General features: G+C 68.9%; 24 protein-coding genes and 2 tRNA genes. 23 read left to right on the top strand and 3 right to left on the bottom strand.

Translation table 11 applies throughout. The annotated features are described in order from the left end of the window. The 11 genes from CK951_RS12805 to CK951_RS12755 all read left to right on the top strand — a co-directional run bounded on the left by CK951_RS12805 (position 1) and on the right by CK951_RS12755 (position 6,421). Positions 1-480 carry a UPF0262 family protein gene (locus CK951_RS12805; RefSeq protein WP_096786516.1) on the top strand — a complete coding sequence of 160 codons (480 nt, stop codon included), beginning with the start codon at positions 1-3 and terminating at the stop codon, positions 478-480. Continuing rightward, a complete protein-coding gene (locus tag CK951_RS12800; RefSeq protein WP_096786515.1) occupies positions 477-965 on the top strand; it encodes a low molecular weight phosphatase family protein in 489 nt (162 codons plus the stop codon). The genes CK951_RS12805 and CK951_RS12800 overlap by 4 nt, the downstream gene beginning before the upstream one ends. Continuing rightward, positions 955-1,353, top strand: a complete 399-nt coding sequence (locus tag CK951_RS12795; RefSeq protein WP_096786514.1) for a ketosteroid isomerase-related protein — start codon at positions 955-957, stop codon at positions 1,351-1,353. The genes CK951_RS12800 and CK951_RS12795 overlap by 11 nt, the downstream gene beginning before the upstream one ends. Then, positions 1,350-1,937, top strand: a complete 588-nt coding sequence (locus CK951_RS12790) for a GNAT family N-acetyltransferase (protein ID WP_096786513.1) — start codon at positions 1,350-1,352, stop codon at positions 1,935-1,937. Before CK951_RS12795 ends, CK951_RS12790 begins: the two co-directional genes overlap by 4 nt. Positions 1,938-1,967: 30 nt before the next feature. After that, entirely contained in the window at positions 1,968-2,843 is an 876-nt protein-coding gene (locus CK951_RS12785) for a carbon-nitrogen hydrolase family protein (protein ID WP_096786512.1), read from the top strand. A gap of 91 nt (positions 2,844-2,934) precedes the next feature. Further along, the gene (gene infA, locus CK951_RS12780; protein ID WP_002720792.1) at positions 2,935-3,153 is read left to right on the top strand and encodes a translation initiation factor IF-1; all 219 of its coding nucleotides are present in this window, start codon (positions 2,935-2,937) and stop codon (positions 3,151-3,153) included. Further along, positions 3,154-3,732: a nucleoside triphosphate pyrophosphatase gene (locus CK951_RS12775; protein WP_096786511.1), complete on the top strand. Its 579-nt coding sequence runs from the start codon at positions 3,154-3,156 to the stop codon at positions 3,730-3,732. Beyond that, positions 3,729-4,769 carry a ribonuclease E/G gene (locus CK951_RS12770; RefSeq protein WP_096786510.1) on the top strand — a complete coding sequence of 347 codons (1,041 nt, stop codon included), beginning with the start codon at positions 3,729-3,731 and terminating at the stop codon, positions 4,767-4,769. The genes CK951_RS12775 and CK951_RS12770 overlap by 4 nt, the downstream gene beginning before the upstream one ends. Next, the gene (locus tag CK951_RS12765; RefSeq protein WP_096786509.1) at positions 4,766-4,933 is read left to right on the top strand and encodes a DNA gyrase inhibitor YacG; all 168 of its coding nucleotides are present in this window, start codon (positions 4,766-4,768) and stop codon (positions 4,931-4,933) included. Before CK951_RS12770 ends, CK951_RS12765 begins: the two co-directional genes overlap by 4 nt. 605 nt (positions 4,934-5,538) lie before the next feature. Beyond that, a tRNA-Phe gene (locus CK951_RS12760) sits at positions 5,539-5,614 on the top strand. A 480-nt stretch (positions 5,615-6,094) separates the two neighbouring features. Next, positions 6,095-6,421 (top strand): hypothetical protein, encoded by a 327-nt coding sequence (locus tag CK951_RS12755; RefSeq protein ID WP_096786508.1) that lies wholly within the window; start codon positions 6,095-6,097, stop codon positions 6,419-6,421. 89 nt (positions 6,422-6,510) lie between these two features. Here the strand turns inward: CK951_RS12755 and CK951_RS12750 are convergent. After that, positions 6,511-6,585, bottom strand: a tRNA-Gly gene (locus tag CK951_RS12750). A gap of 136 nt (positions 6,586-6,721) precedes the next feature. Then, complete coding sequence (locus CK951_RS12745; RefSeq protein ID WP_096786507.1) at positions 6,722-10,186, bottom strand: pyruvate carboxylase; 3,465 nt, start codon at positions 10,184-10,186, stop codon at positions 6,722-6,724. Positions 10,187-10,368: 182 nt separating this feature from the next. Between CK951_RS12745 and CK951_RS12740 the strand changes: the two genes are divergently transcribed. Further along, positions 10,369-12,717, top strand: a complete 2,349-nt coding sequence (locus CK951_RS12740; protein WP_096786506.1) for an ATP-dependent helicase — start codon at positions 10,369-10,371, stop codon at positions 12,715-12,717. Positions 12,718-13,402: 685 nt separating this feature from the next. Here the strand turns inward: CK951_RS12740 and CK951_RS12735 are convergent. After that, positions 13,403-13,618, bottom strand: a complete 216-nt coding sequence (locus CK951_RS12735) for a DUF1127 domain-containing protein (RefSeq protein ID WP_096786505.1) — start codon at positions 13,616-13,618, stop codon at positions 13,403-13,405. Between the two features lie 270 nt (positions 13,619-13,888). Here CK951_RS12735 and CK951_RS12730 point away from each other — a divergent pair, with 270 nt between their 5' ends. The 11 genes from CK951_RS12730 (at position 13,889) to CK951_RS12680 (ending at position 26,066) form a co-directional block, all read left to right on the top strand. Continuing rightward, the gene (locus CK951_RS12730) at positions 13,889-14,956 is read left to right on the top strand and encodes an Mrp/NBP35 family ATP-binding protein (RefSeq protein WP_096786504.1); all 1,068 of its coding nucleotides are present in this window, start codon (positions 13,889-13,891) and stop codon (positions 14,954-14,956) included. Positions 14,957-15,658: 702 nt separating this feature from the next. Further along, positions 15,659-16,171, top strand: coding sequence for a division/cell wall cluster transcriptional repressor MraZ (gene mraZ, locus CK951_RS12725; protein WP_096786503.1), 513 nt, complete (start codon positions 15,659-15,661; stop codon positions 16,169-16,171). A gap of 3 nt (positions 16,172-16,174) precedes the next feature. After that, complete coding sequence (gene rsmH, locus CK951_RS12720; RefSeq protein ID WP_096786502.1) at positions 16,175-17,170, top strand: 16S rRNA (cytosine(1402)-N(4))-methyltransferase RsmH; 996 nt, start codon at positions 16,175-16,177, stop codon at positions 17,168-17,170. After that, a complete protein-coding gene (locus CK951_RS12715; RefSeq protein ID WP_096786501.1) occupies positions 17,171-17,530 on the top strand; it encodes a cell division protein FtsL in 360 nt (119 codons plus the stop codon). Further along, a complete protein-coding gene (locus CK951_RS12710) occupies positions 17,527-19,320 on the top strand; it encodes a penicillin-binding protein 2 (protein WP_096786500.1) in 1,794 nt (597 codons plus the stop codon). The genes CK951_RS12715 and CK951_RS12710 overlap by 4 nt, the downstream gene beginning before the upstream one ends. An 18-nt stretch (positions 19,321-19,338) precedes the next feature. After that, entirely contained in the window at positions 19,339-20,826 is a 1,488-nt protein-coding gene (locus CK951_RS12705) for a UDP-N-acetylmuramoyl-L-alanyl-D-glutamate--2,6-diaminopimelate ligase (protein WP_096786499.1), read from the top strand. Positions 20,827-20,901: 75 nt separating this feature from the next. Next, on the top strand, positions 20,902-22,347 hold the full coding sequence (murF, locus tag CK951_RS12700; protein ID WP_096786498.1) for a UDP-N-acetylmuramoyl-tripeptide--D-alanyl-D-alanine ligase: 1,446 nt from the start codon (positions 20,902-20,904) through the stop codon (positions 22,345-22,347). Next, positions 22,348-23,430, top strand: a complete 1,083-nt coding sequence (gene mraY / locus CK951_RS12695) for a phospho-N-acetylmuramoyl-pentapeptide-transferase (RefSeq protein ID WP_096786497.1) — start codon at positions 22,348-22,350, stop codon at positions 23,428-23,430. Between the two features lie 107 nt (positions 23,431-23,537). Beyond that, entirely contained in the window at positions 23,538-24,107 is a 570-nt protein-coding gene (locus CK951_RS12690; RefSeq protein ID WP_096786496.1) for a BON domain-containing protein, read from the top strand. Between the two features lie 80 nt (positions 24,108-24,187). Continuing rightward, the gene (murD, locus tag CK951_RS12685) at positions 24,188-25,594 is read left to right on the top strand and encodes a UDP-N-acetylmuramoyl-L-alanine--D-glutamate ligase (protein WP_096786495.1); all 1,407 of its coding nucleotides are present in this window, start codon (positions 24,188-24,190) and stop codon (positions 25,592-25,594) included. A 1-nt stretch (position 25,595) separates the two neighbouring features. Next, on the top strand, positions 25,596-26,066 hold the full coding sequence (locus CK951_RS12680; RefSeq protein ID WP_096786494.1) for a GFA family protein: 471 nt from the start codon (positions 25,596-25,598) through the stop codon (positions 26,064-26,066). The last annotated feature ends 3 nt before the right edge of the window (positions 26,067-26,069 follow it).

Genomic DNA, 26,069 nt, shown 5'->3' with positions numbered 1-26,069 from the left:
ATGGCGAACCGCATCTGCCACATCGAGATCGACCACCACAGCGCCATCCCCCCCACGGCGGAGATCGAGCAGGAACGCCAGGTCGCGATCTTCGACCTTCTCGAAGAGAACAGTTTCGCCCTGCCGCTGCGCGACGACAAGCCAGCCGTGGAGGGCCCTTACCGCCTGACGCTTTCGATCCGCGAGGGCCGGTTGGTCTTCGACATCCGCTCGCAGGCCGAGGACCGGGTGGGCGAGTTCCACCTGAGCCTCGGGCCGTTCCGGCAGGTGGTGAAGGATTACTTCCAGATCTGCGAAAGCTATTTCGACGCGGTGAAGCGCCTGCCGCCGAGCCAGATCGAAGCCATCGACATGGCCCGGCGCGGCATCCACAATGAAGGCGCGCGTGTGCTGAAGGAACGGCTGGAGGGCAAGGCCGAGGTGGACATCGACACGGCACGGCGTCTCTTTACACTGATCTGCGTCCTGCACTGGGGCTGAAAGTGACGCGAAAGCCGCCGTCGTCGGTGCTGTTCTGCTGCGACCACAATGCGGTGCGCTCGCCGATGGCCGAGGGCCTGATGAAGCGGCTTTACGGTCGGCAGGCCTATGTGCAGTCGGCCGGGGTGAAGAACGACCGCGAGATCGACGGCTTCACCGTGGCGGTCTGCAAGGAACTGGGGATCGAGCTTTCGCGCCACCGCTCGCGCAGCTTCGAGGAGATGATGGACTGGGGGGACGATCTGTCGGGGTTCGACCTGATCGTCGCGCTTTCGCCGGCCAGCCAGCGGATGGCCCTTGAACTCACCCGATATTATCATCTTGATGTGGAGTATTGGCCGATCATGGACCCGACGGGCCTGGGCGAGGGGCGCGAGCAGAAGCTCGCCGTCTATCGTCAGGTGCGCGACCAGATCCGGGACCGGATGGTGGCGCGCTTCGGCCCGCCCGCGGAGCAGCAGGAGAAGGCAGGCAATGGCTCGTGACGTGATCGAACGGTATTACGCGGCGTTCAACGCCGGTGACGCGCCGGGGATGCTCGCCTGCGTCACCGACGACATCGAGCATCGCGTGAACGAGGGCGAGGTGCGCCACGGCCGCGAGAAGTTCGCCGAGTTCTGCAGCCACATGGGCGTCAGCTACCGCGAGGAGCTGCGCGACATGGTGATCTTCACGAACATGGATGGCACCCGGGGCGCTGCGGAATTCGTCGTGCATGGCGAATACCTGAAGACCGATCCCGGCCTGCCCGAGGCGAAGGGCCAGCGCTACGTCCTGCCGGCCGGTGCGTTCTTCGACCTGAGGGACGGCCGGATCAGCCGGGTGACCACCTTCTACAACCTTGCCGACTGGATCCGGCAGGTCTCGGCATGACGCTCGAGGCGCGGGTTCTGTCCGGGCCGGCGCTCGAGGCGCGGCTGGACGAGGTCGCGGCGCTGCGCATGACCGTGTTCCGCGAATGGCCCTATCTCTACGAGGGCTCGATGGACTACGAGCGCGCCTATCTTGCCACCTACCGCACCAGCCCGGACGCGGTCCTGGTCGGCGCCTTCGACGGCGAGCGGCTGGTGGGGGCCGCCACCGGCACGCCGATGGAGGATCATGCCGAGGATTTCGCGGCCGCCTTCGCCTCGACCGGCATACCGCTGCGCGAGATCTTCTACTGCGCCGAATCGGTGCTGCTGCCCGCCTGGCGCGGCCGCGGCATGGGGCACCGTTTCTTCGACCTCCGCGAGGACCATGCCCGCCGGCTGGGCCGGCGCTATTCGGCCTTCTGCTCGGTGATCCGCTCCGAAGACCACCCCCTGCGCCCGGCCCGCGCGCGCAGCAACGAGCCGTTCTGGCGCGGTCGCGGCTATCGGCCCATGCCCGGCATCATCGCCAGCTTTTCCTGGACCGATGTCGGCGAGGACCGGGAAACGAAGAAGCCGCTGCAGTTCTGGATCCGTGAGCTTTGAGCTGCCTGCCCGCCGCAAGCCGGAGATGACATGAAGATCGCCGCCGCCGCCTATCCGCTCGACTGGTTCGACCGGTTCGAGGACTTCGAGGCGAAGCTGTCCACCTGGGTCGCCGAGGCGGCCGGGCACGGGGCCGATCTGCTGGTCTTTCCCGAATACGGCTCGATGGAACTGGCAAGCCTCGGCGGCCGGGCCATCGCCGCCGACCTCGAGGCCGCGCTGCATGAGGTGGCCCGCCACGGTCCGGCGGTCGCGGCGGCCCATCTTCGCCTTGCCGCGCGGCATGGCGTCCATATCCTCGGGGCCTCCGCTCCGGTCTTCGAGGGCGAGCGGCCGGTCAACCGCGCCACGCTCTACGGGCCGCAGGGTGTTGTCGGCCATCAGGACAAGCTGATCATGACCCGGTTCGAGCGCGAGACCTGGTTCGTCGCGCCGGGGCGCGAGCCGCGCGTCTTCGACACGCCGCTTGGCCGGATCGGTGTGGTGATCTGCTATGACAGCGAGTTTCCCCTGCTCGCCCGCGCCATGGTCGAGCGGGGCGCCGAGATCCTGCTGGCGCCCTCCTGCACCGACAGCCTCGCGGGCTTCACCCGCGTCCGGGTCGGCGCGATGGCGCGCGCGCTGGAGAACCAGTGTGTCGTGGTGCAGGCGCCCACGGTCGGCCCCTGCGATTTCTGCCCGGCGGTGGACGAGAACGTGGGCCGCGCCGCGATCTACGGCCCCCCGGACCTCGGCTTCCCCGAATCGGGCATCCTTGCCGAGACCGACCTGAACATTGCGGGCTGGGCGATGGCCGAACTCGATCCCCGGGCCGTGGCCCGGGTGAGGCGCGAGGGGCATGTCCTGAACCACCTTCACTGGCCGGAACAGCATGCCCGGCTGGCGCAAGCCTTCCCCGGGCCGTGACCTGCGCTTTTCCCCTTGATAATTCGGCCGGAAGCGCTCATTTACCTTTCGAGCCTGCGCTGGACGCGGGCCAAATCCCATTGGAGAGACCATGGCCAAGGAAGATACGCTCGAATTTCCCGGTGTCGTGAAGGAACTCCTGCCGAACGCGACATTCAGGGTCGAGCTGGACAACGGCCATGAACTGATCGCGGTGATGGCGGGCAAGATGCGCAAGAACCGCATCCGGGTCCTCGCGGGCGACAAGGTGCAGGTCGAGATGACGCCCTACGACCTGTCGAAGGGCCGCATCAACTACCGCTTCAAGTAAGTGCGGCTGATTCTCGGATCGGCCAGCCCGCGGCGGCGCGAGCTGCTCGCGCAGCTCGGGCTGACGCCCGACGCGATCCTGCCCCCGGACATAGACGAGGATCCGCGGCGCGGCGAACTGCCGCGGCCTTATTGCGCGCGTCTTGCGGCCGAAAAGGCCGCCGCGGTCGAGGCCGGGCCGGATGACGTGGTGCTCTGCGCCGACACCACCGTCGCGCTCGGCCGGCGCATCCTCGGCAAGCCCGCAGATGCCGGCGAGGCTGCCCGATTTCTCGTCGCCCTCGGCGGTCGCCGGCATCAGGTCATCACTGCCGTCGCCGTGCGGCGAGGCGACCGGATCTGGCAGCGCGAGGTGGTGAGCCAGGTCAAGATGAAGCGCCTGTCGGATGTCGAATTGAACGCCTATCTCGCCAGCGGCGAATGGCATGGCAAGGCCGGCGGCTACGCCATCCAGGGCCTTGCCTCGGCCTTCATCCCGTGGATTTCCGGCTCGTTCACCGGCATCGTCGGTCTTCCCCTGGCCGAGACGGCGGCGCTTCTGGCGGCCGCCGGCCTGCCGCTCTACCGCGAGGCGGCATGAAGGGGCGCGTGGTGCTGCTGGATCACCTGCGCGGCCGGGAGGCCGCGGCGCTCGTGGTGGACGGACGGCTGGAGGACCTGCTGATCGACCCGCCCGAGTCGCGCGCGGCGCCCGAGGCGATCTTCCGTGCCGTGGTGGATCGGCCCGTGAAGGGGCAGGGCGGCGTGTTCGTCCGCCTGCCCGAGGGCATGGGCTTCCTGCGGCAGGCCTCCGGCCTTGCCCCCGGGCAGCGCATCCTCGTCCAGGTCTCGGGGGCCGCCGAAGCCGGCAAGGCGGTGCCGGTCACATCGCGCCTGCTGTTCAAGAGTAGGCTCTGTATCGCCACCCCCGGCGCGCCCGGCCTGAACGTCTCGCGCCGCATCCGCGACGAGGAGCTGCGTGACGCGCTCACCGCCCTTGCCGCCGAGGCGATGGCGGGCGCCGCCGAGGATCTCGGCCTCATCCTGCGCTCGGCCTGCGAGGCCGCAGGGGATGAGGAGGTCGCCGGAGACATTGCCGCCACCCGTGCGCTTGCCGAGGCCGTCCTGGCCGACCTGCAGGGCGAACCGGAGCTTCTGGTCGATGCGCCCGGTGCGCATCAGCAGGCATGGCGCGACTGGTCGGACCCCGCACCCGACGAGGTGGACGAGGGCGCGGACGCCTTCCGCCGCCACGGGGTGGCCGAGATGTGCGACGCCCTGCTGGTGCCGCGTGTCCCGCTGCCGGGCGGTGCGCACATGGCGATCGAGCCGACCTGCGCGCTCGTGGCGGTGGATGTGAACACGGGCGCCGACACCTCTCCGGCGGCGGCGCTGAAGGCCAATGTGGCCGCCGCGCGCGAGCTGCCGCGCCAGCTCCGCCTGCGGGGGCTGGGCGGTCAGGTGGTGGTGGATTTCGCGCCGATGCCGAAGCGCGACCGGCCCGCTCTTGAACAGGTGCTGCGCGCGGCCTTCCGCGGCGAATCCGCCGAGACGAGCCTCGCCGGCTGGACGCCCCTCGGCCTCTACGAGCTGGTGCGCAAGCGGGACCGTCTGGCGCTGGCCGAGGCGCTGCGGTGAGCTGCCCGATCTGCAAGCGCGAGAGCGTGCCGCAATACCGGCCGTTCTGCTCGCGCCGCTGCGCGGATGTCGACCTCGGCCGGTGGTTGACCGGGCGCTACGCCGTGCCTGTGGACGACGACTCCGATCCCGTCGAGGGCGACGATCGCGGCTCACGTCCCTGATGATGTGAGGCCTGTGGTCGGGGATGATACCGACTGCCGGGCACTTCAGCTTTCCGCCCGTCGGTATCATCCCCGGACCATCGGCGGGCCGTGCGTGAGGCCCGGGCGCGCCGCCTCAGGGCCTCGACGGTCGCCGGCTCGCGGTGCGGGAGGAGGTCGGTCACCCACGCCGCTCCAGATCGCAGAGGATCGAGTCGTGACGGAGCGCTTTCCTCCAGGCCCAGCCGTCGATGCCGATGACGCGAGGCGTGGCTCTGGCGTGAACTCGCGCGCATTGGCCTGCCGGTCGTCCGTAGAAGCGCGCCCGTCTGCGCGGATGAACAAGAGCGACGAGAACGACGCACGCGGCCTTGCGCGCAGGGCTGGGGAAGCGGCCTCCAGATCGAGCCTTGAGGACGCGTTGAGAAGGTGAACCGCGGCGTGACTTCGGAATTCCGATTTCATAACAAACACATATAGGGGTGATGCGCTTCGAGGCACATGGTTGTGCCGCCCGGTGCAACGGTCACGCCTCGCGAAGCCCACATTTTTTTCGCGTTGCCTCTGGACACCCACGGCGCTTCCCTCTAAAGACCACGCCACCGGCGCTGCTGCCGGACAAAGAGGCCCAGATAGCTCAGTTGGTAGAGCAGCGGATTGAAAATCCGCGTGTCGCTGGTTCGATTCCGGCTCTGGGCACCACTCCTCCTCCGTTATCGTCAGGAAGCAGTTTCAGCTTCTTCAGGGCTTCGACATTACGCCCCATGGCGCGTCAGGTCAGGAAGGCGTTCCGCGAGAGCGGTATGCACGACGTCTTGCGCGAACTGCCGGTTGATCGTCGGGCGACCTATCGAAGCCGCTGGATGGATCGACTGCACCTGCGCGGGATGATCCCGCTCGGGCCGTCGAACCCTTCTCTGTCGGGCAGCAGGGGCGTCTCTCTCTGATCCCTCGAAACGCCACCTACCGCTCGCTCCGGATCGGGAACCCGGGTCATCGACCGGGCGGCATCGGCGCAATCCGATGCTTCGGATCGCAGGTGGCCCTGACCCGTGGTGCGGGTGCGGGAACGCGTGCGACACCCTCGGTGAAGTGCAGCGCGCGGCCGGTGGAGCCCGACGCAAGCCGAGGCGCGTGGCCCGCCGGGCGGTGAACGACGACAGGATGCCTCTGCTCGGGTGGATGGATGATCTGGTCCACGAGAGGCTGGCCCTGGCGGCCCAGCACGGCATGAATCTGCAGACGGACCTGTCGTCACCGCTGCGCGCAGTTCAGTGCATCGCGAGCGGCACCGGGACAGCCGTCGACCCGCCGCGGCACGTCGTTCTCGGCAGGAGCGGTGGCCTCGACGCCGCGCCGATGTCAGGGCATTGCCTGCTGCATTCGCAGGAGGCCGGCAGGGCCTTGAATGGCAATGGCGTGAGGATCGGCAAGCGTCATCCGACGGGCACGAGGATCCGAAACCGTCGCCTTCCGCGCATGGCCTTGGCGGACCGGCTGGCATTCTGAAACGGAGCATAAGTCGGGAAGCGCGGCTGCTTTCCGCGCGCTTCGTCAAGGGCGCGGCTCTATCGGCGCCGCCTGACCCTTTGATTTTATGGAGCGGGCGATGAGATTCGAACTCACGACCCTTACCTTGGCAAGGTAATGCTCTACCCCTGAGCTACGCCCGCGTCCTTTGGGTGAGCGGTGATTTATAAAGACCCGCGACCGGCTGCAAGGGGGAAATCGCGGTTTCGTCGAAAAAATCCGTCGACCGCGGAAAGCCCCAGGGCCGCCCCCGCCCGGCGGGCAGGGGCGACGGCGGTTTCAGTCCTCAAGTTCGACAAGCAGGTCCTTGGCCTCGATCTGGGCTCCCGGCGTGACATGCAGCGCCTTAACCGTGGCCGCCCGGTCGGCATGCAGGCCCGTCTCCATCTTCATCGCCTCGATGGTCAGCAGCAGGTCCCCGGGCTTCACCTTCTGTCCGAGCGAGACCGCGACGGACGCCACCGAGCCGGGCATCGGCGCGCCGACATGGCAGGTGTTGCCCTCCTGCGCCTTCGGCCGGGCAGCGGTCTTGGCCTTCACGGCGCGATTCGGAACCCGGATTACCCGCGGCTGGCCGTTCAGCTCGAAGAACACCTTGGCGTCGCCCTCGTCCGAGGTCTCGCCGACGGCCTGCAGCCGGATCTCCAGCGTCTTGCCGGGGTCGATCTCGGCCGAGATCTCCTCGCCCGGCTCCATGCCATAGAAGAAGGTGCGCGTCGGCAGGGTCCGGACGGGACCGTAGATCTTGTGGCGCTCGCGGTATTCGGTGAAGACCTTGGGATACATCAGGTAGCCGTTCAGGTCCTCGGCATCGATGGCGTGGTCCTGCGGGTCGTCGTCGCCGCGCTTGATCTCGGAGACGAGCTTGGCGCGTGCTGCCTCGATGTCCACCGGGGGCAGGTGCGCGCCGGGCCGGTCGGTCGAGGGCGTCTCGTCCTTCAGCACCTTCTTCAGGATGACCTCGGGCCAGCCGCCATGGGGCTGGCCGAGATTGCCCTTCAGCATGTCCACCACCGAGTCGGGGAAGGAGACCTCGACCGCCGGATCCTCGACCTGTTCGCGCGAAAGACCCTGGGCCACCATCATCAGCGCCATGTCGCCCACCACCTTCGAGGACGGCGTGACCTTCACGATGTCGCCGAACATCCGGTTGGCGTCGGCATAGGCCTGTGCCACCTCGGCCCAGCGTTCCTCGAGTCCCATCGCGCGGGCCTGAGCCTTCAGGTTGGTGAACTGGCCACCCGGCATCTCGTGCAGGTAGACCTCGGAGGCCGGCGCCTGAAGGCCGGACTCGAAGGCGCAGTAATGCGCGCGCACCTGTTCCCAGTAGTCCGAGATCTCGCGGATCGCGCCGATGTCGAGGCCGGTGTCGCGCTCGGTATGGCGCAGCGCCTCGACGATCGAGCCGAGGCAGGGCTGCGAGGTGCCGCCCGAGAAGGCATCCATCGCCGCGTCCACCGCATCCACGCCTGCATCGCAGGCGGCAAGAACGGTCGCGGCGGCGATCCCGCTCGTGTCATGGGTGTGGAAGTGGATCGGCAGGCCCACCTCCTCCTTCAGTGCGCGGATCAGCACGCGCGCCGCGGCGGGCTTCAGGAGCCCCGCCATGTCCTTCAGCCCCAGCACATGGGCGCCCGCCTGCTGCAGCGCCTTGCCCATGGTGACGTAGTAGCCGAGGTCATACTTGGCCCGGTTCGGGTCCAGAAGGTCGCCGGTGTAGCAGATCGTGCCCTCGCAGACCTTGTCCGCCTCGATCACCGCATCCATCGCGACGCGCATGTTCTCGACCCAGTTGAGCGAGTCGAACACGCGGAACACGTCCACGCCGGTCTCGGCGGCCTGACGGACGAATTCCTGCACCACGTTGTCGGGATAGTTGGTGTAGCCCACCCCGTTCGAGGCGCGCAGCAGCATCTGCGTCATGACGTTCGGCAGCCGCTCGCGGATGTCGCGCAGGCGCTGCCACGGGCATTCCTGCAGGAAGCGGTAAGCCACGTCGAAGGTGGCGCCGCCCCAGCATTCCACCGAGAAGAGGCCGGGCAGGTTCGCCGCATAGGCGGGCGTTGCCTTGATCATGTCGATCGAGCGCATCCGCGTGGCCAGCAGGCTCTGGTGGCCGTCGCGCATGGTCGTGTCGGTGATCAGCACGCGCTTCTGCGCGGCCATCCAGTCGGCCACAGCCTGGGGCCCCTTGTCCTCGAGCAGGTTGCGCGTGCCGGGGATCGGGGCGCCGCGCGGCACGGGGGGCTTCGGATCGCGCAGGTCCGCCGGGGGCCGCGACCGCCCCGCGGTCTCGGGGTGGCCGTTCACGGTGATGTCGGCGATGTAGGTCAGGATCTTCGTCGCCCGGTCGCGCCGCGGCTTGAAGTTGAACAGCTCCGGCGTCGTGTCGATGAACTTCGTCGTATAGCTGTAGTCGAGGAATTTCGGGTGCTTCAGCAGGTTCTCGACAAAGGCGATGTTCGTGGCCACCCCGCGGATGCGGAACTCGCGCAGCGCGCGGTCCATGCGCGAGATCGCCTTTTCCGGCGTCTGCGCCCAGGCGGTCACCTTCACCAGAAGCGAGTCGTAGTAGCGCGTGATCACGCCGCCCGCATAGGCGGTGCCGCCGTCCAGCCGGATGCCCATGCCGGTGGCGCTGCGGTAGGCGGTCAGGCGGCCGTAGTCGGGGATGAAGTTGTTCTGCGGATCCTCCGTCGTCACCCGGCACTGCAGCGCATGACCCGAGAGCGTGATGTCCTCCTGCCGCGCGACGCCCGTCGCATCGGCCAGCGAGGCGCCCTCGGCGATGCGGATCTGCGCTTGAACGATGTCGATGCCGGTCACTTCCTCGGTGACGGTATGCTCGACCTGGACGCGGGGGTTGACCTCGATGAAATAGAATTCCTGCGAGTCCATATCCATCAGGAACTCGACGGTGCCCGCGCATTCGTAGTTCACATGGGCGCAGATCCGGCGGCCCAGTTCGCAGACCTCGGCGCGCTGCTCGTCGGTCAGGTAGGGGGCGGGCGCGCGCTCCACCACCTTCTGGTTCCGGCGCTGCACGGTGCAGTCGCGTTCGTAGAGGTGGTAGATGTTGCCGTGCCTGTCGCCGAGGATCTGCACCTCGACGTGGCGCGCGCGCAGGATCATCTTCTCGAGGTAACCCTCGCCGTTGCCGAAGGCCGCCTCGGCTTCGCGGCGGCCCTCGCGCACCTTGTCGGCCAGTTCCTCCTCGGAGTTGATCGGGCGCATGCCCCGCCCGCCGCCGCCCCACGAGGCCTTGAGCATCAGCGGATAGCCGATCTCGGTCGCCTGCCGCCTGATCTCTTCCATGTCGTCGCCAAGGACCTCGGTCGCCGGAATCACGGGAACGCCCGCGGCCATGGCGACGCGCCGCGCGCTCGCCTTGTCGCCAAGCGCGCGCATCGTTTCCGCCCGCGGCCCGATGAAGGTGATGCCGGCGGCATCGCAGGCCTCGACGAAGTCGGGGTTTTCCGACAGCAGGCCATAGCCCGGATGGATGGCGTCGGCGCCCGACATCTTTGCCACCCGGATGATTTCCGGGATGCTCAGGTAGGCGCCCACCGGCGACAGCCCCTCGCCGATGCGATAGGCCTCGTCCGCCTTGAAGCGGTGCAGCGACAGCTTGTCTTCCTCGGCATAGACGGCGACCGTCTTCTTGCCCATCTCGTTTGCCGCTCGCATCACCCGGATGGCGATCTCTCCGCGGTTGGCGACTAGTATCTTGCGGAATTCGGCCATGTTCTTCCTCCGGGCACGCACGCTGGTGCGCGAACTCTAGTGGTGCCGCGGTGCGGCGCAATAGTCGAGGGCGACCATTTGGCGAGATTTTGTGACCGATCTGGCAAGGAAGGCTGAAGTGTGCGTGAACATTGGAAGAACACTGCTTTCCCTCGGCAGTCGGCCGGGCTAGGATCGGCGCCATGACCCAGTTCGACGAAAGCGATGCCTTCGAGGCGGCCGTGCCGCTCAGCCGCCGCGCCATGGCGGCGCGGCCGCAGCCCTATCTGGATGACCTGAACCCGGCGCAGCGGGCGGCGGTGATGGCGCTCGACGGCCCGGTGCTGATGCTCGCGGGCGCGGGCACCGGGAAGACCAAGGCGCTGACGGCGCGGATCGTGCATCTTCTCGATTCGGGAAAGGCGCGCCCGAACGAGATCCTCGCCGTGACCTTCACCAACAAGGCCGCGCGCGAGATGAAGGACCGGGTGGCGCGGATGCTGGGGCAGGTCGAGGGGATGCCCTGGATGGGCACCTTCCACTCGATCAGCGTGAAGATCCTGCGGAGGCACGCCGAGCTGGTGGGGCTGAAGTCGAACTTCACCATCCTCGACACCGACGACCAGCTGCGGCTGCTGAAGCAGCTGATCGTGGCGGCGAACATCGACGAGAAGCGCTGGCCCGCGCGGATGCTGGCGGGCCTCATCGACCACTGGAAGAACCGGGCGTGGACGCCGGCCAAGGTGCCCGCCTCGGAGGCTTCGGCCTACAACAACCGCGGCACCGAGCTTTACGACCAATACCAGACCCGCCTGCGCGAGCTGAATGCCACCGATTTCGGCGACCTGCTGCTGCATGTGCTGACCATCTTCCAGGCCCATCCCGACGTGCTGGAGCAGTATCAGCGCTGGCTGCGCTACATCCTGGTGGACGAGTATCAGGACACCAACGTGGCGCAATACATGTGGCTGAGGCTGCTGGCGCAAGCGCACCGCAACATCTGCTGCGTCGGCGACGACGACCAGTCGATCTACGGCTGGCGCGGGGCGGAGGTGGGCAACATCCTGCGGTTCGAGAAGGATTTTCCCGGCGCCGAGGTGATCCGGCTGGAGCAGAACTACCGCTCGACCCCGCATATCCTCGCCGCCGCCTCGGGCATCATCTCGGCCAATGCCGGCCGGCTCGGCAAGACGCTCTGGACCGAGCGCGAGGGTGGCGAGAAGGTCCGCCTGATCGGCCACTGGGACGGCGAGGAAGAGGCGCGCTGGATCGGCGACGAGATCGAGAGCTTCCAGCGGGGCAGGGGGGACCTCGGCCCCTTCGGCCTCGACGACATGGCGATCCTCGTTCGCGCCAGCCACCAGATGCGCGCCTTCGAGGACCGCTTCCTGACCATCGGCCTGCCCTATCGCGTGATCGGCGGCCCGCGCTTCTACGAGCGGCTCGAGATTCGCGACGCGATGGCCTATTTCCGCCTCGCCGTCTCGCCCGATGACGATCTGGCCTTCGAGCGGGTGGTGAACCAGCCAAAGCGCGGCCTGGGCGACAAGGCCCAGCAGGAGATCCAGCGCGAGGCCCGCGCGCATGGTGTCTCGCTACTCGAGGGCGCGCGAGGGCTGATCGCCCGCGGCGGGATCGGCGGCAAGGGCGCGGGGCAGCTGCGCGCCTTTGTCGAGGGGATTGACCGCTGGCATGGCGTGACGCTCCAGCGCGACCACGACCACATCCGGCTGGCCGAGCAGATCCTCGACGAATCGGGCTACACGGCGATGTGGCAGGCCGACAAGACGCCCGAGGCGCCGGGGCGGCTCGAGAACCTGAAGGAACTCGTGAAGGCGCTGGAGCAGTTCGAGAACCTGCAGGGTTTCCTCGAACACGTGGCCCTCATCATGGACAACGAGACCGAGGAAGCGGCCGAGAAGGTCACCGTCATGACGCTCCACGCCGCCAAGGGGCTGGAGTTCCCGGTGGTCTTCCTGCCCGGGTGGGAAGACGGCCTTTTCCCCTCGCAGCGTTCGATGGACGAATCAGGCCTCAAGGGGCTCGAGGAGGAGCGGCGGCTGGCCTATGTCGGGATTACCCGGGCCGAACAGCTCTGCACGATTTCCTTCGCGGCGAACCGGCGGGTCTATGGCCAGTGGCAAAGCCAGCTGCCCTCGCGCTTTATCGACGAGCTGCCCTCGCCCCATGTCGAGGTGCTGACGCCGCCGGGACTCTACGGCGGAGGCTACGGCGCCGCGGGCATGGCCTCCTCGCTGGAGAACCGGGCGGCGCGGGCGGATGTCTACAACTCGCCCGGCTGGAAGCGGATGCAGGACCGCGCGGCAAGCCGGCCCGTGAGCCAGCCGCGCGAGGCGCGGAACGTGACCATCGACCTTCAGGCCGTCTCGGCCTTCACGATCGGTGACCGGGTGTTCCACCAGAAGTTCGGCTATGGCCACGTCGCCGGCATCGAGGGCGACAAGCTCGACGTGAGCTTCTCGACCGGGGTGAAGAAGGTGGTGGCGGGCTTCGTCGTGGCGGCACCCGAGGCGGACGACGTTCCGTTCTAGCCGTCGCCCCCGGTCACACCCTTCCCTGGCCCGCTTCCGGGCCGCTCAAGCAAAACGGCGACGCCCGGGAGAGGGGCGCCGCCGTTCTGCAAACGACCGGCGAGGGAGCGTCCGGCCCAAAAAAATGCGGCGACCCCAGGGAGGAGGAGGGGGCCGCCGCTCTGGTCATCGACACCGCGGGGAGGAGGTGCAGCGCCGAAGCCCGTGTGGCAGGGGGCGCGAGGGCCCGATGCCGGTAACTGGTGCGGCGACCCCAGGGAGGAGGAGGGGGCCGCCGCTCTGGTCATCGGCACCGCGGGAGGAGGTGCAGTGCCGAAGGCCGTGTGGCAGGGGGCGCGAGGGCCCGATGCCGGTTAACTGGTGCGGCGACCCAGGGAGGAGGAGGGGGCCGCCGCTCTGGTCATCGGCACCGCGGGAGGAGGTGCAGTGCCGAAGCCCGTGTGGCAGGGGGCGCGAGGGCCCGATGCCGGGAACTGGTGCAGCGACCCCAGGGAGGAGGAGGGGGCCGCTGCGGTTCCGATCGGCCCAGGGAGGAGGAGGGGCCTTTCGAACGTCATGCGAAGCATGCGCTTCGGATCTTGATGGAAGCTTGCGCTTCCGAAGAAAAGGCGGCGGCACCAGGGAGGAGGAGGAGTGCCGCCGCTGTTGCTAAAGGCCCCGGGAGGAGGTGGAGCCTCGCAAGAATTCAGTTGCCGTAAGCCGCTTCCATCGCGACGCGGGTGATCATCGAGCGATGGATGCCAAGGTCGGACAGTTCGCGCGTCGTCAGCGAGTTCAGTTCCCGCACCGTCTGGCGGTAGACCCGACGCTGGGCCAGCGACTGCTTCACCGAAGCCACGAGCGCGGCCATACGGTCGCCCAGACCGTTGTGCGCAATGCGGGTGGTGTTTGCGTAAGCCATTTCATCTGCCTCAAGTTCGTCTAGACTGCGCGAACCGGTCCGTCCCGTGACGTTGCCGTCGCGCTGTTAGGGCAAACATGGGCCATTTGCTGCATCTGCACAATGCACCGCATGCTCAATGCTGCCATGCGGCATCTGCATGGCTCCACTGGGGCATTTGTTACGGTTTCGCAGGCGCTTCGCCCGCGCATTGAGCATCATGAAAACACGGTCTTGCCCTTTCGAGCAAGTCCCGCAAGGTAAGGCCGTCGCAGGCCGAAGGAGAAGTCGATGCCGGTTGCACGTGAGTCCGTTCTGGCGGTTCTTGACCGGCTGTCGCTGCCGGGCGGAGGCACGCTCGTTTCGCGCGATCTGATTCGTGCCCTGACCATCGAAGGCGGCACCGTGCGCTTCGTGATCGAGGCCGAGAGCCCCGAGATGGCGCGCGCGCTCGAGCCGCTGCGCGAGGAGGCCGAGCGCGCGCTGCTTGCCCTCGAGGGGGTCGAGGCGGTGCACGCGGTCACCACGGCGCACGGGCCGGCGGCCAAGGCGCCGGCGATGAAGATCGGCCAGCATCCTGCGCCGCAGCCGGCGGGCCCGCAGAGGGTGGCGGGCGTCGACCGGATCATCGCCGTGGGCTCGGGCAAGGGCGGGGTCGGCAAGTCCACCGTCTCGTCCAACCTTGCCGTGGCGCTGGCCCGGCAGGGGCGCCGCGTGGGGCTGCTCGACGCCGACATCTACGGCCCGTCGCAGCCGCGCATGATGGGGGTGAACCGCCGTCCCGCCTCGCCCGACGGCAAGACCATCCTGCCGATCGTGGCGCATGGCGTCACCATGATGTCGATCGGCCTGATGCTGAAGGAGGACGAGGCGGTCATCTGGCGCGGGCCGATGCTGATGGGCGCGCTGCAGCAGTTGCTGGGCCAGGTCGAATGGGGCCGGCTCGACGTGCTGATCGTGGACCTGCCGCCGGGGACGGGCGACATCCAGCTGACCCTCTGCCAGCGCACCCACCTGACCGGCGCGATCGTCGTCTCGACGCCGCAGGACGTGGCGCTGCTCGACGCCCGGAAGGCGCTCGACATGTTCCGGAAGCTGAAGACGCCGGTGCTGGGGCTGATCGAGAACATGTCCGTCTATGTCTGTCCGAACTGCGGGCACGAGGCGCATATCTTCGGCCATGGCGGTGTGGCGCGCGAGGCCGAGCGGCTGGGTGTGCCCTTCCTTGGCTCGCTTCCGCTGGAGCTGGCGGTGCGCGAGGCCGGCGACGCCGGCCGGCCCGCCGCGGTCGGCGAGAGCGCGACCGCCGACGCCTATGCCGCACTGGCCCGCCGGCTGATCGCGGGCGGCATGGCCTGACCTTCCGGGATGGCGCGGGACGGCGGAGGCAACCGGCCCCGCCGGTCCCTGCTCCGTGACCGGGATTGCGTGGGAGATCCCGGACAGATCCCCGGGATTTCATGGGACGAACCGGTGCGATTGCCCGGTGCGAATCAATTTCCCTCACCTCTCCGCGATTCGGGGCCGGTCTGCCGGTCGTCCGGCGTCCATCCTTTTCGCTTCCCTGTGACAAAATGGCAGCAGCGCGTGTCGCGGATGGGAAAGCATGGAATCCCCGTCTGTTAATAATTCACACAAGATATCGGAAGGCTGTCCCCGTATCCGCCGAGATATGGATCGGGCCGTCCGGAACTCTTGGCGCGTTAACACATTTGACGCGGCATGATCCCGCCGGTCGCTGACAGTGTGCCGCATCTGCCCATTGCGTCCCACGCAATCCCATGGCATCCCTAGAGCACGAGATGAGAACGGGCCAACGAATAGGGGCGCAAGACCCCGAACAGGCGAAAAAGCAGGCTTCATACAGGCACCCGCTTTCATCCCGAACGATAGATCCGGCGCGCATGCGAGCAGACATCCCCCCAGGTGTGTGTGCGCAGTTGGACACCCAGCGATGGGACAGGCACGGCGGATCGGGCAGTGGCAGCCGCTCGATCCGCCGCTTTCGTTTCGGGGTCATCCGGCCCCGTGCGGACAGGGCAGTGAAGGAGCCGAAAGGCCGTGGCGGAGGCGTTCAGAGGCGAGTTCAACCAGAAGGTTGACGCAAAGGCCCGGGTGTCCGTGCCGGCCTCGTTCCGTCGCGTGATCGAGGCGGGCGATCCCAAGTTCTCGGGCGGCAAGTCCAGCTTCGTGCTCGTCTATGGCGGCGACCGCCAGTATCTCGAATGCTACACCATGGCCGAGATGGCGAGGATCGAGGAGCAGATCGCGGCGCTTCCGCTTGGCTCCAAGAATCGCCGCTACCTTGAGCGCAACATGATCACGCTCGCGCTGAACATGGAGGTGGACGAGGACGGCCGGATCGTGCTGCCGCAGAAGGGCCGCGACAAGCTGGGGATCTCGCCCGACGAGCTGAAGGCCGGGCTCGAGGCCGTCTTTGCCGGCACGCTCAACAAGTTCCAGATCTGGAAGGCCGAGACCTACGCCGCCGAACTCGCGGCCGAGGAGGAGGAAGAGGAGCTGTTGCCGCCGGGCGCCGACATGCTCTCGCTTCTGTCGGGCGCGGGGATCTGAGCCATGACCGCCATCCGAACCGAGGGCCGGCCGCACATCCCGGTGCTGCTGCGCCCGCTGCTGGCCGCCGTCGCGCCGGTCGAGGGCGTCTGGCTTGACGGAACCTTCGGCGCGGGCGGCTACGCGCGCGGCCTGCTGGAGGCCGGCGCAGCACGCGTGATCGGCGTGGACCGCGACCCGCTGGCGCTGCAGATGGCCGCCGAATTGGCGGGGAGCTACGGCGACCGCCTGCGCCTCGTCGCGGGCACCTTCTCGCAGCTCGACGAACATGCCGGCGAGCCGCTGGACGGCATCGTGCTCGACCTCGGCGTGTCCTCGATGCAGCTTGACCGGCCGGAACGCGGCTTCTCCTTCCAGAAGGACGGCCCGCTCGACATGCGGATGAGCCAGGAGGGCGAGAGCGCCGCCGACCTCGTGAACACCGCCTCCGAGGAGGAACTGGCCGACATCCTCTATCACTACGGCGAGGAGCGCGCCTCGCGCCGCATCGCCCGCGCCATCGTCGAGGCCCGCGCCGCAGGACCGATTACCGGCACGCTGCAACTCGCCGAGATCGTCGCGCGCTGCCTGCCGCGCCCGAAGCCTGGACAGGTCCATCCCGCCACCCGCAGCTTCCAGGCGATCCGCATCGCGGTGAATGCCGAGTTCTCGGAACTGGTCGAGGGGCTCGAGGCCGCCGAGCGGGCGCTGAAGCCCGGCGGCAAGCTTGCCGTCGTGACCTTCCACAGCCTCGAGGACCGGATCGTGAAGCGCTTCCTGCAGCTCCGCTCGGGCGGGGAAGGGCAGGGCAACCGCTACGCGCCCGAAACCCGGGCCGAGGCTGCCCGCTTCACCCTGCCGCTGCGCCGTGCCATAGCGCCGGACGAGGCGGAACTGGCCGAGAACCCGCGCGCCCGGTCGGCGAAGCTGCGCGTAGGCATCCGCACGGATGCCCCCGCGGGCCCGGTCGATCCCAAGGCGCTCGGGGTGCCGCTGATCCCGAAGAAAGGACGTCGTTGAATGCGCCCCGTGCTGTTTGTCCTCACCTTTCTTGGCGTCATGGGGCTGGCCTTCTGGGCCTACCGCGAGAACTACGCCACGCAGCAGGCGCTGAAGGATGTCTCGGCGCTGAACCGCCAGATCGCGGCGCTGCGCGAATCGCTCTCGGTGCAGCGCGCGGAATGGGCCTACCTGAACCGGCCCGACCGGCTGCGTGAGCTTGCGGCGCTGAACTTCGACCGGCTGGGCCTGCTGCCGCTGGAACCCGCGCAATTCGGCGCGGCGGATCAGGTCTCCTATCCGCAGGACCCGCTGATGGCGATGCAGCCGCGCGACCTCAAGCCCGGCGACATCTCGGGCGAGCTGGGAGAGCCGCTGTGATCCGCACGCCGCTGCGCCCGCTGGCCCGCATCCTCGAAGCCCGCGCCAAGGGCGAGAACCCGGATTCGATCGAGCGCGAGAACCGCCGCCTCCGGCACGAGGCGATGCGCGACAAGGCGCGCAACCGGGCCGAGGGGCGGCTTCTGCTGCTGGGCCTCGGCTTCGCCGTGGCCTTTTCCGTGATCGGGGCGCGGATGGGCCTTCTGGCCTCGACCGAACCGTCCGAGCCGCGCGCCGCCGCGACCGGGGCCGAGATCCTGAACCAGCGCGCGGACATCACCGACCGCTCGGGCCGGATCCTTGCCACGAACCTGCTCACCCATTCGCTCTATGCCCACCCGCGCGAGATGGTGGACCCGGTGCGGGTGGCGCGCGAGCTGGCGCAGATCTTCCCCGACCTCGACGAGAAGGACCTGCTGAAGCGCTTCACCGACGGCCGGCGCTTCCTCTGGGTGCGCAAGAAGCTCTCGCCCGAGCAGATGCAGCAGGTGCACGACATCGGCGACCCGGGCCTGCTGTTCGGCCCGCGCGAGATGCGGCTTTATCCGAACGGCCGGCTGGCCGCGCATGTGCTGGGCGGCACCAGCTTCGGGGCCGAGGGCGTGCATTCCGCCGAGGTGATCGGCACCGCCGGGATCGAGAAGGCGCTGGATGCGCGGCTGCGCGATCCGGCGATGGCGGGCGAGCCGCTGACGCTGTCGCTCGACCTGACGGTGCAGGCGGCGACGACCGAGATCCTCGGCGCCGGCATGAAGATGATGAACGCCAAGGGCGCGACGGCGATCCTGATGGAAGCCGCGACCGGAGAGATCGTGGCGCTTGCCTCGCTGCCCGACTTCGACCCGAACGACCGGCCCGCGCCGCTGACGGTGAAGGACGCCGATCCCGGCGATAGCCCGCTCTTCAACCGGGCGGTGCAGGGGGTCTATGAACTTGGCTCGACCTTCAAGATCTTCACCGTGGCGCAGGCGCTGGAGCTGGGCCTCGTCAACCCGCAGACGCTGGTGGATGCCAATGCGCCGATGCGCTGGGGCCGCTTCCTGATCAAGGAGTTCAAGAACCACAACTACGGCCCGATGCTCTCGGCGACCGACGTGATCGTCAAATCCTCGAACGTGGGCGTGGCGCGGCTGGCGCTGCAGATCGGGGGCTTGCGCCAGCAGGCCTTCCTAAAATCGCTGGGCTTCTTCGACCCGACCCCGGTCGAACTGGTCGAGGCGCCCTATGCCCGCCCGCTGGTGCCGACCCGCTGGCCCGAGATCACCACGATCACCACCTCCTACGGCCATGGCCTTGCCGCCAGTCCGATGCACCTCGCCGCGGCCTATGGCGCGATCGCGAACGGCGGCATCGCGGTGAAGCCCACGCTCGTCCACCAGGAGAACCGCCCGCCGGCCGCGCGCGTGATGCGCCCCGAGGTGGCGCGTGCGGCGCTGGACATGCTGCGTCAGGTGGTGACGCGCGGCACCGCCACCTATGGAGACGTGGACGGCTACGAGGTGGCCGGCAAGACCGGCACCGCCGACAAGCCGAACCCGCGCGGCGGCTACCACCACGACAAGGTGGTGAACACCTTCGCCTCGATCTTCCCGGCCTCGAACCCGCAATACGTGCTGATCGTCACGCTGGACGAGCCGGTCGAGACCTCGGGTCCCGAGCCTCGCCGCACCGCCGGCTATACCGCCGTTCCAGTGGCAGCCGAGATCATCCGGCGCACCGCGCCGCTGCTGGGCCTGCGTCCCATGGTTGAAGCCGCCCCCGTCGATAAGGTAACAGCGGTCCGCAACTGACAGGGGAGACCGCGTGCCATGGCGGATCGGGCAGGAACACTCTCGGCTCTGGGCCTGACCGCCGCGGGCGGGCGCGGTGCCGACGTGGCGGTGACCGGGCTGGCGGTTGACAGCCGGCAAGTCCGGCCCGGCTTCCTCTTTGCCGCCCTCCCCGGCTCGCAGGCCCACGGCGCGAGCTTCGTCCCGGCGGCGCTGGCTGCCGGCGCGGGGGCGATCCTGACCGATGCCGAGGGCGCGGCCCTTGCGCGCGAGGCGCTGGAACGCTCCTCCGCGGCGCTCGTCGTAGCCGAGGATCCGCGGCAGGCGCTGGCGGGCGCCGCCGCGCTCTGGTTCGGCCGCCAGCCCGGCACCATGGTCGCGGTGACGGGCACCAACGGCAAGACCTCGGTCGCGACCTTCACCCGCCAGATCTGGACCGCACTAGGCCATGCCGCGATCAACATCGGCACCACCGGCGTCGAGGGCGCCTATGCCGCGCCCTCCAGCCACACCACGCCCGAGCCGATCACCCTGCACCGACTGCTGTCCGAGGCCGCCGCCGCGGGCGTGACCCATGCCGCGATGGAAGCCTCGTCGCACGGGCTGGAGCAGCGCCGGCTGGACGGGGTGCAGCTGAAGGCGGCGGGCTTCACCAACTTCACGCAGGACCACCTCGACTATCACGAGACCTTCGAGGCCTATTTCGACGCCAAGGCCGGCCTCTTCACACGCGTCCTTCCCGATGATGCCGTGGCGGTTGTCAACCTCGATGATCCGAAGGGCGCGGAGGTGGCGGCTCTGGCACGCGACCGAGGCCAGCGGGTGATCGGCACGGGCTTCCATCAGGATGCCGAACTGCGCCTGCTGTCGCAACGCTTCGATGCCACCGGGCAGGACCTGCGCTTCTCGTGGCAGGGCAAGCCGTACCTGACCCGCCTGCCGCTGATCGGCGGCTTTCAGGCCTGGAACGTGGCCGTGGCGGCGGGCCTCGCCATCGGCGCAGGCGCCGAGCCCGAGCGCGTCTTTGCCACCTTCCCGCAGCTTCAGGGCGTCCGGGGCCGGATGCAGCTGGCCGCGACGCGCGCCAATGGCGCTTCGGTCTTCGTCGATTACGCCCATACGCCGGATGCGCTGGCGACCGCGCTCAGGGCGCTGCGCCCGCATGTCATGGGCCGCATCATCGTGGTCTTCGGCGCGGGCGGCGACCGCGACCGCGGCAAGCGGCCCCTGATGGGACGCGCGGCGGCCGAACATGCCGACGTGCTCTACGTGACCGACGACAACCCGCGCAGCGAAAACCCGGCCGTGATCCGCGCCGCGATCCTCGAGGCCTGTCCCGAGGCGCATGAGGTCGGCGACCGGGCCGAGGCGATCCTGCGCGGCGTCGATGCGCTGACGCCCGGCGATGCCCTGCTGATCGCGGGCAAGGGCCACGAGAGCGGCCAGATCATCGGCACCGACATCTTCCCCTTCGACGATGCCGAGCAGGCCAGCATCGCCACCGCCGCGCTGGACGGGCTGATATGAGGCCCCGTCCCATTCCCGAAGCAGACGCCCGGGCAGCGGGCGCCGTCCCGTCCGCCGGGCGCAAGGACTGATCCGATGACCCCGCTCTGGACCTCTGCCGAGGCCGAAGCCGCCACCGGCGGCCGCGCCACCGCCGCCTTCGCCGCCAACGGCGTCTCGATCGACACCCGCACCCTGCGACCCGGCGACCTGTTCGTCGCGCTGAAGGACGTGCGGGACGGCCACGACTTCGTGGCGCAGGCGCTGGAGAAGGGCGCCGCGGCGGCGCTGGTCTCGCGCGTGCCCGAAGGCGTGGCCGCGGACGCGCCGCTCCTTGTCGTGCCGGAGGTGCTGGCGGCGCTGGAGGCCATGGGCCGCGCCGCACGGGCACGCACGCAAGCCCGCGTCGTCGCCGTCACCGGCTCGGTCGGCAAGACCTCGACCAAGGAGATGCTGCGCGCGACGCTGGGCGGGCAGGGCCGCGTCCACGCCGCCGAAGCCAGCTACAACAACCACTGGGGCGTGCCGCTGACGCTCGCCCGGATGCCGGCCGACGCCGATTTCGCGGTGATCGAGATCGGCATGAACCACCCGGGTGAGATCGCGCCGCTCGCGCGGCTTGCCCGGCCGCATGTCGCGCTGATCACGACCGTGGCGCCGGCGCATCTGGAGGCTTTCGCCAGTCTCGACGCCATCGCCGAGGAGAAGGCCGCCATCGTCGAGGGGCTGGAGCCCGGCGGGACGGCGATCCTGCCCGCGGACCTCGGGGTGACGCCGATCCTGACCGACCGCGCCCGGCAGGCCGGCGCGCGCACGGTGCTGTTCGGCACCTCGGCGGCGGCCGACTGGCGCCTTTCCGATGTCCAGATCACCCCCGAGGCGACCATCGCCCGCGCCACCCATGCCGGCACGCCGCTCCTGTTCAAGGTGCTGACGCCGGGGCGGCATTTCGCGGCCAATGCGCTTGCCGTCCTTGCCTGTGCCGAGGTTCTCGGGCTCGATCCCACCATCGCGGCCTGCGACCTCGGGCTCTGGTCGCCGCCTTCGGGGCGCGGCACGCGCGAGCGGATCCTGCTCGATACGGTGGACGAGGCCTTCTTCGAGCTGATCGACGATGCCTTCAACGCCAACCCCGCCTCGATGGAGGCGAGCCTCGACCTGCTGGCCGCCATGGCGCCGACCGACGGCGTGGGGCGCATCGCGGGCGGGCGGCGTATCGCCGTGCTGGGCGACATGCTGGAACTGGGCGAGACCGAGATTTCCCTGCACCGCGCCATCGCCAACCATCCGGCGCTGTCCTCGATCGCGGTGATCCACTGCGTCGGCCCCCGGATGCGGGCGCTGTTCGAGGCGCTGCCGCGCCGCCAGCGCGGCGAATGGGTGGAACATGCCTCCGACCTCGTGCCGCGGGCGCGGTTGCTGGTGGATGCCGGCGACATCGTGCTGGTGAAGGGCTCGAAGGGGATCAAGGTCAGCCTTGTGGTTGACGCGCTCCGCAAACTGGGCCAGTCCGGCCCGTCCACGACCCGAGGGGCCGAGTAGATGCTCTATTACCTGACCGCCTTCTCCGACGGCGGCGACGTGTTCAACCTGTTCCGCTACCTGACCTTCCGGGCCGGGGGCGCCTTCTTCTCGGCGCTGATCTTCGGCTTCCTGTTCGGCCGGCCGCTGATCGACTTCCTGCGCCGCAAGCAGGGCAAGGGCCAGCCGATCCGCGATGACGGCCCGGCGAGCCACTTCGCCAAGGCCGGCACGCCCACCATGGGCGGCCTGCTGATCCTGTCGGCGCTGCTGGTCGCCACGCTCCTCTGGGCGCGGCTCGACAATCCCTATGTCTGGATCGTCCTTCTGGTGACGACCGGCTTCGGGCTGATCGGCTTTGCCGACGACTATGCGAAGGTGAAGAAGCAGAACACCAAGGGCGTGCCCGGCCGGGTGCGGTTCCTGATCGGGCTCGTCATCGCGGCGCTGGCATCGGCGGCTGCGGCGTGGTCGCATCCGCCGGACCTGACGCTGCAACTGGCGCTGCCGTTCTTCAAGGACGCGCTGATCAACCTCGGCTGGTTCTTCGTGCCCTTCGCGATGGTGGTGATCGTGGGCGCGGCCAATGCGGTGAACCTGACCGACGGGCTTGATGGCCTTGCCATCATGCCGGTGATGATCGCCGGCACCTCGCTGGGCGTGATCGCCTATGTGGTGGGGAACTTCAACCTGACCGACTACCTCGGCGTCCATTTCGTGCCCGGCACCGGGGAACTGCTGATCTTCACCGCCGCGCTGGTGGGCGGCGGCCTCGGGTTCCTTTGGTATAATGCGCCTCCCGCGGCGGTCTTCATGGGCGATACCGGCTCGCTCGCGCTGGGCGGCGCGCTGGGCGCCATCGCGGTCTGCACCAAGCACGAGATCGTGCTGGCCATTGTCGGCGGCCTCTTCGTGGTCGAGGCGATGTCGGTCATCATCCAGGTGCTCTATTTCAAGCGCACGGGGCGGCGGGTCTTCCTGATGGCGCCGATCCACCACCACTTCGAGAAGAAGGGCTGGGCCGAGCCGCAGATCGTGATCCGGTTCTGGATCATCTCGCTGATCCTTGCGCTGATCGGCCTGTCCACCCTGAAGCTGCGCTGAGACGGCCCCGAACGGCAGCCGTGCCGGTCCGGCCGGGGCCGGTCCCGAACACTGGAACCAGCCATGCCGGCCATCCGTTCCTTCTCCCGGATATGAGGAGGAACGCCATGGCCAAGGCCGGACATGAACCGCCCGTCGAGGGGGATCCGCGGGATCCCTATGCCACGGGCGACGCGGCCCGGCCGGGTTCGGCCACCATGGCCGACCGCGAGAGCCCGACGGCGCTCGACATCGAGGATACCGGCCGGACCGATGCCTCGGGCTATGACGTCGAGCCGCCCCCCGAGGTCGGCACCGAACACACGCATGACATCGGCCTCTCGGACGAGGATGCCCCGCATCAGGGCTGGCGCGAGTTCGACGGTCGCGGCGAGTGGCTGGGCGACCGCCCCTATCCCGGCGCGTCCGATGCGGAGGAGGAAGAGGCTGAGGATCTGGACGAGGAGGACGCCGGGACCGCCGCCGAAGCACCGGTGGCCGACATCGCCGAGGCGGTCACTGCCCTGATCGAGGACGATGCCGCGATCGACGTGGCCGACCTGTCGGTCGAGGTGCGCGGCACGACGGTGATCCTGCGCGGCAGCGCCGCCACCGAGGAGGACCGCGAGCGCGCGGGCGACCGCGCGGCCAGTGTGCCGGGCGTCGGGATGGTGGACAACGAACTCTCCGCTGGCTGAGCGCGCCCCGGCGCGCCGCCTTGCACCTTGCGGCGTCCCTCTTCATTCTCCGCGGCGTCCAGAAGAAGGGTTCCGAGAGAATGATTCCCGTCCGTGGCCTCGAAGGCCGCAAGGTGGCCGTGCTCGGCCTCGGCCGATCCGGCCTTGCCACCGCCCGCGCGCTGGAAGCCGGCGGTGCCGAACCGCTGCTCTGGGACGACTCGCCCGAGGCGCGGGGCAAGGCCGAGGCGCAGGGCTTCGCCATCACCGACATGACGCGCGAGCGGGCGTTCGAGGGCGTCTCGCTTCTCGTCACCAGCCCGGGCATTCCGCACCTCTACCCGGCGCCGCATCCGGTGATCGCGCGTGCCGTTGCCGCCGGCGTGCCCGTCGACAACGACATCGGCCTGTTCTTCCGCAGCTTCGCGACGCCGGACTGGGACAGCTTCGACCAGATGCCGCGGGTGGTCTGCGTCACCGGCTCGAACGGCAAGTCCACGACCACGGCGCTGATCCACCACATCCTCGTCGAGGCCGGCCGTCCAACGCAGATGGCGGGCAACATCGGCCGCGGCGTCTTGGACCTCGATCCGGCGCGGGACGGCGAGGTGGTGGTGCTCGAACTTTCCTCCTACCAGACCGACCTTGCCCGCGCGCTGACTCCGGACGTGGCGGTCTTCACCAACCTCTCGCCCGACCACCTCGACCGGCATGGCGGGATGGGCGGCTACTTCGCCGCGAAGCGGAGGCTTTTTGCCGAGGGCGGCCCGGACCGCGCGGTGATCGGCGTGGACGAGCCCGAGGGGCGTCACCTTGCCGGCCAGCTTTCCGTCGCGCCCGAGGACGACCGGGTGATCCGCATCTCCTCGGGCCAGAAGCTCGACGGCTTCGGCTGGGCGGTCTTCGCCCGCAAGGGGTTCCTTGCGGAGTGGCGGAAGGGCCGGCAGATGGCCTCGATCGACCTTCGCCCCATGCAGGGCCTGCCGGGCGCCCACAACCACCAGAACGCCTGCGCCGCCTATGCCGCCACCCGCACGCTCGGCCTTGCGCCGAAGCAGATCGAGGCGGCGCTTTCAAGCTTCGCGGGCCTGCCGCACCGCAGCCAGCTGGTGGGCGAGAAGGGCGGAGTGCGCTTCGTGAACGATTCGAAGGCCACCAACGTCGACAGCGCGGCCAAGGCGCTGCAGGCCTTCCCGAAGGTCCGCTGGATCGCCGGGGGCCTCGGCAAGGACGGCGGGATCGCGGCGCTCCAGCCCTTCCTCGGCTCGGTCGTGAAGGCCTACCTGATCGGCCATTCCGCCCGCGACTTCGCGCTGCAGATCGGGACGACGGACCACGAGATCTGCGAGACGATGGAACGCGCGGTGGCCCGCGCCGCCGAGGAGGCGCAGGCGGGAGAGGTGGTGCTGCTCGCCCCCGCAGCCGCGAGCTTCGACCAGTATCCGAACTTCGAGAAACGCGGCGAGGACTTCACCGAGAAGGTGCGGGCGCTGCTCCAGGGAGGTTGAGATGGAAGGACGCTGCACCTGCGGCGAGATCCGCTATCGCCTGACCGAGGCGCCGCTGTTCGTTCACTGCTGCCATTGCACATGGTGCCAGCGCGAGACCGGCAGCGCCTTCGCGCTGAACGCGATGATCGAGACCGCGCATGTCGAACTGCTCGCGGGCACGCCGGAAGGCGTCGTGATCCCCTCGGCCTCGGGCAAGGGGCAGGAGATCCTGCGCTGTCCCCGCTGCCGTGTCGCGGTCTGGAGCCACTATGCCGGCGCCGGCCGCGCCGTGGCCTTCGTCCGGGTCGGCACGCTCGACGACCCCGGCCGCTGCCCGCCCGACATCCACATCTTCACCTCGACGCGCCTGCCCTGGGTCACGCTCGACGAGCGCGTTCCGGTCCTGCCGGAATACTACTCGCGCAAGGCCCACTGGCCCGAGGCAAGCCTGCGCCGCTGGCAGGCGCTGAAGGAGCAGGCGGGTTCCTGAGCC

The sequence above is a fragment of the Rhodobacter sp. CZR27 genome (genome assembly GCF_002407205.1).
Taxonomy (GTDB): Bacteria; Pseudomonadota; Alphaproteobacteria; order Rhodobacterales; family Rhodobacteraceae; genus Cereibacter_A.
This window is presented reverse-complemented; position numbering and strand designations above follow the sequence as displayed.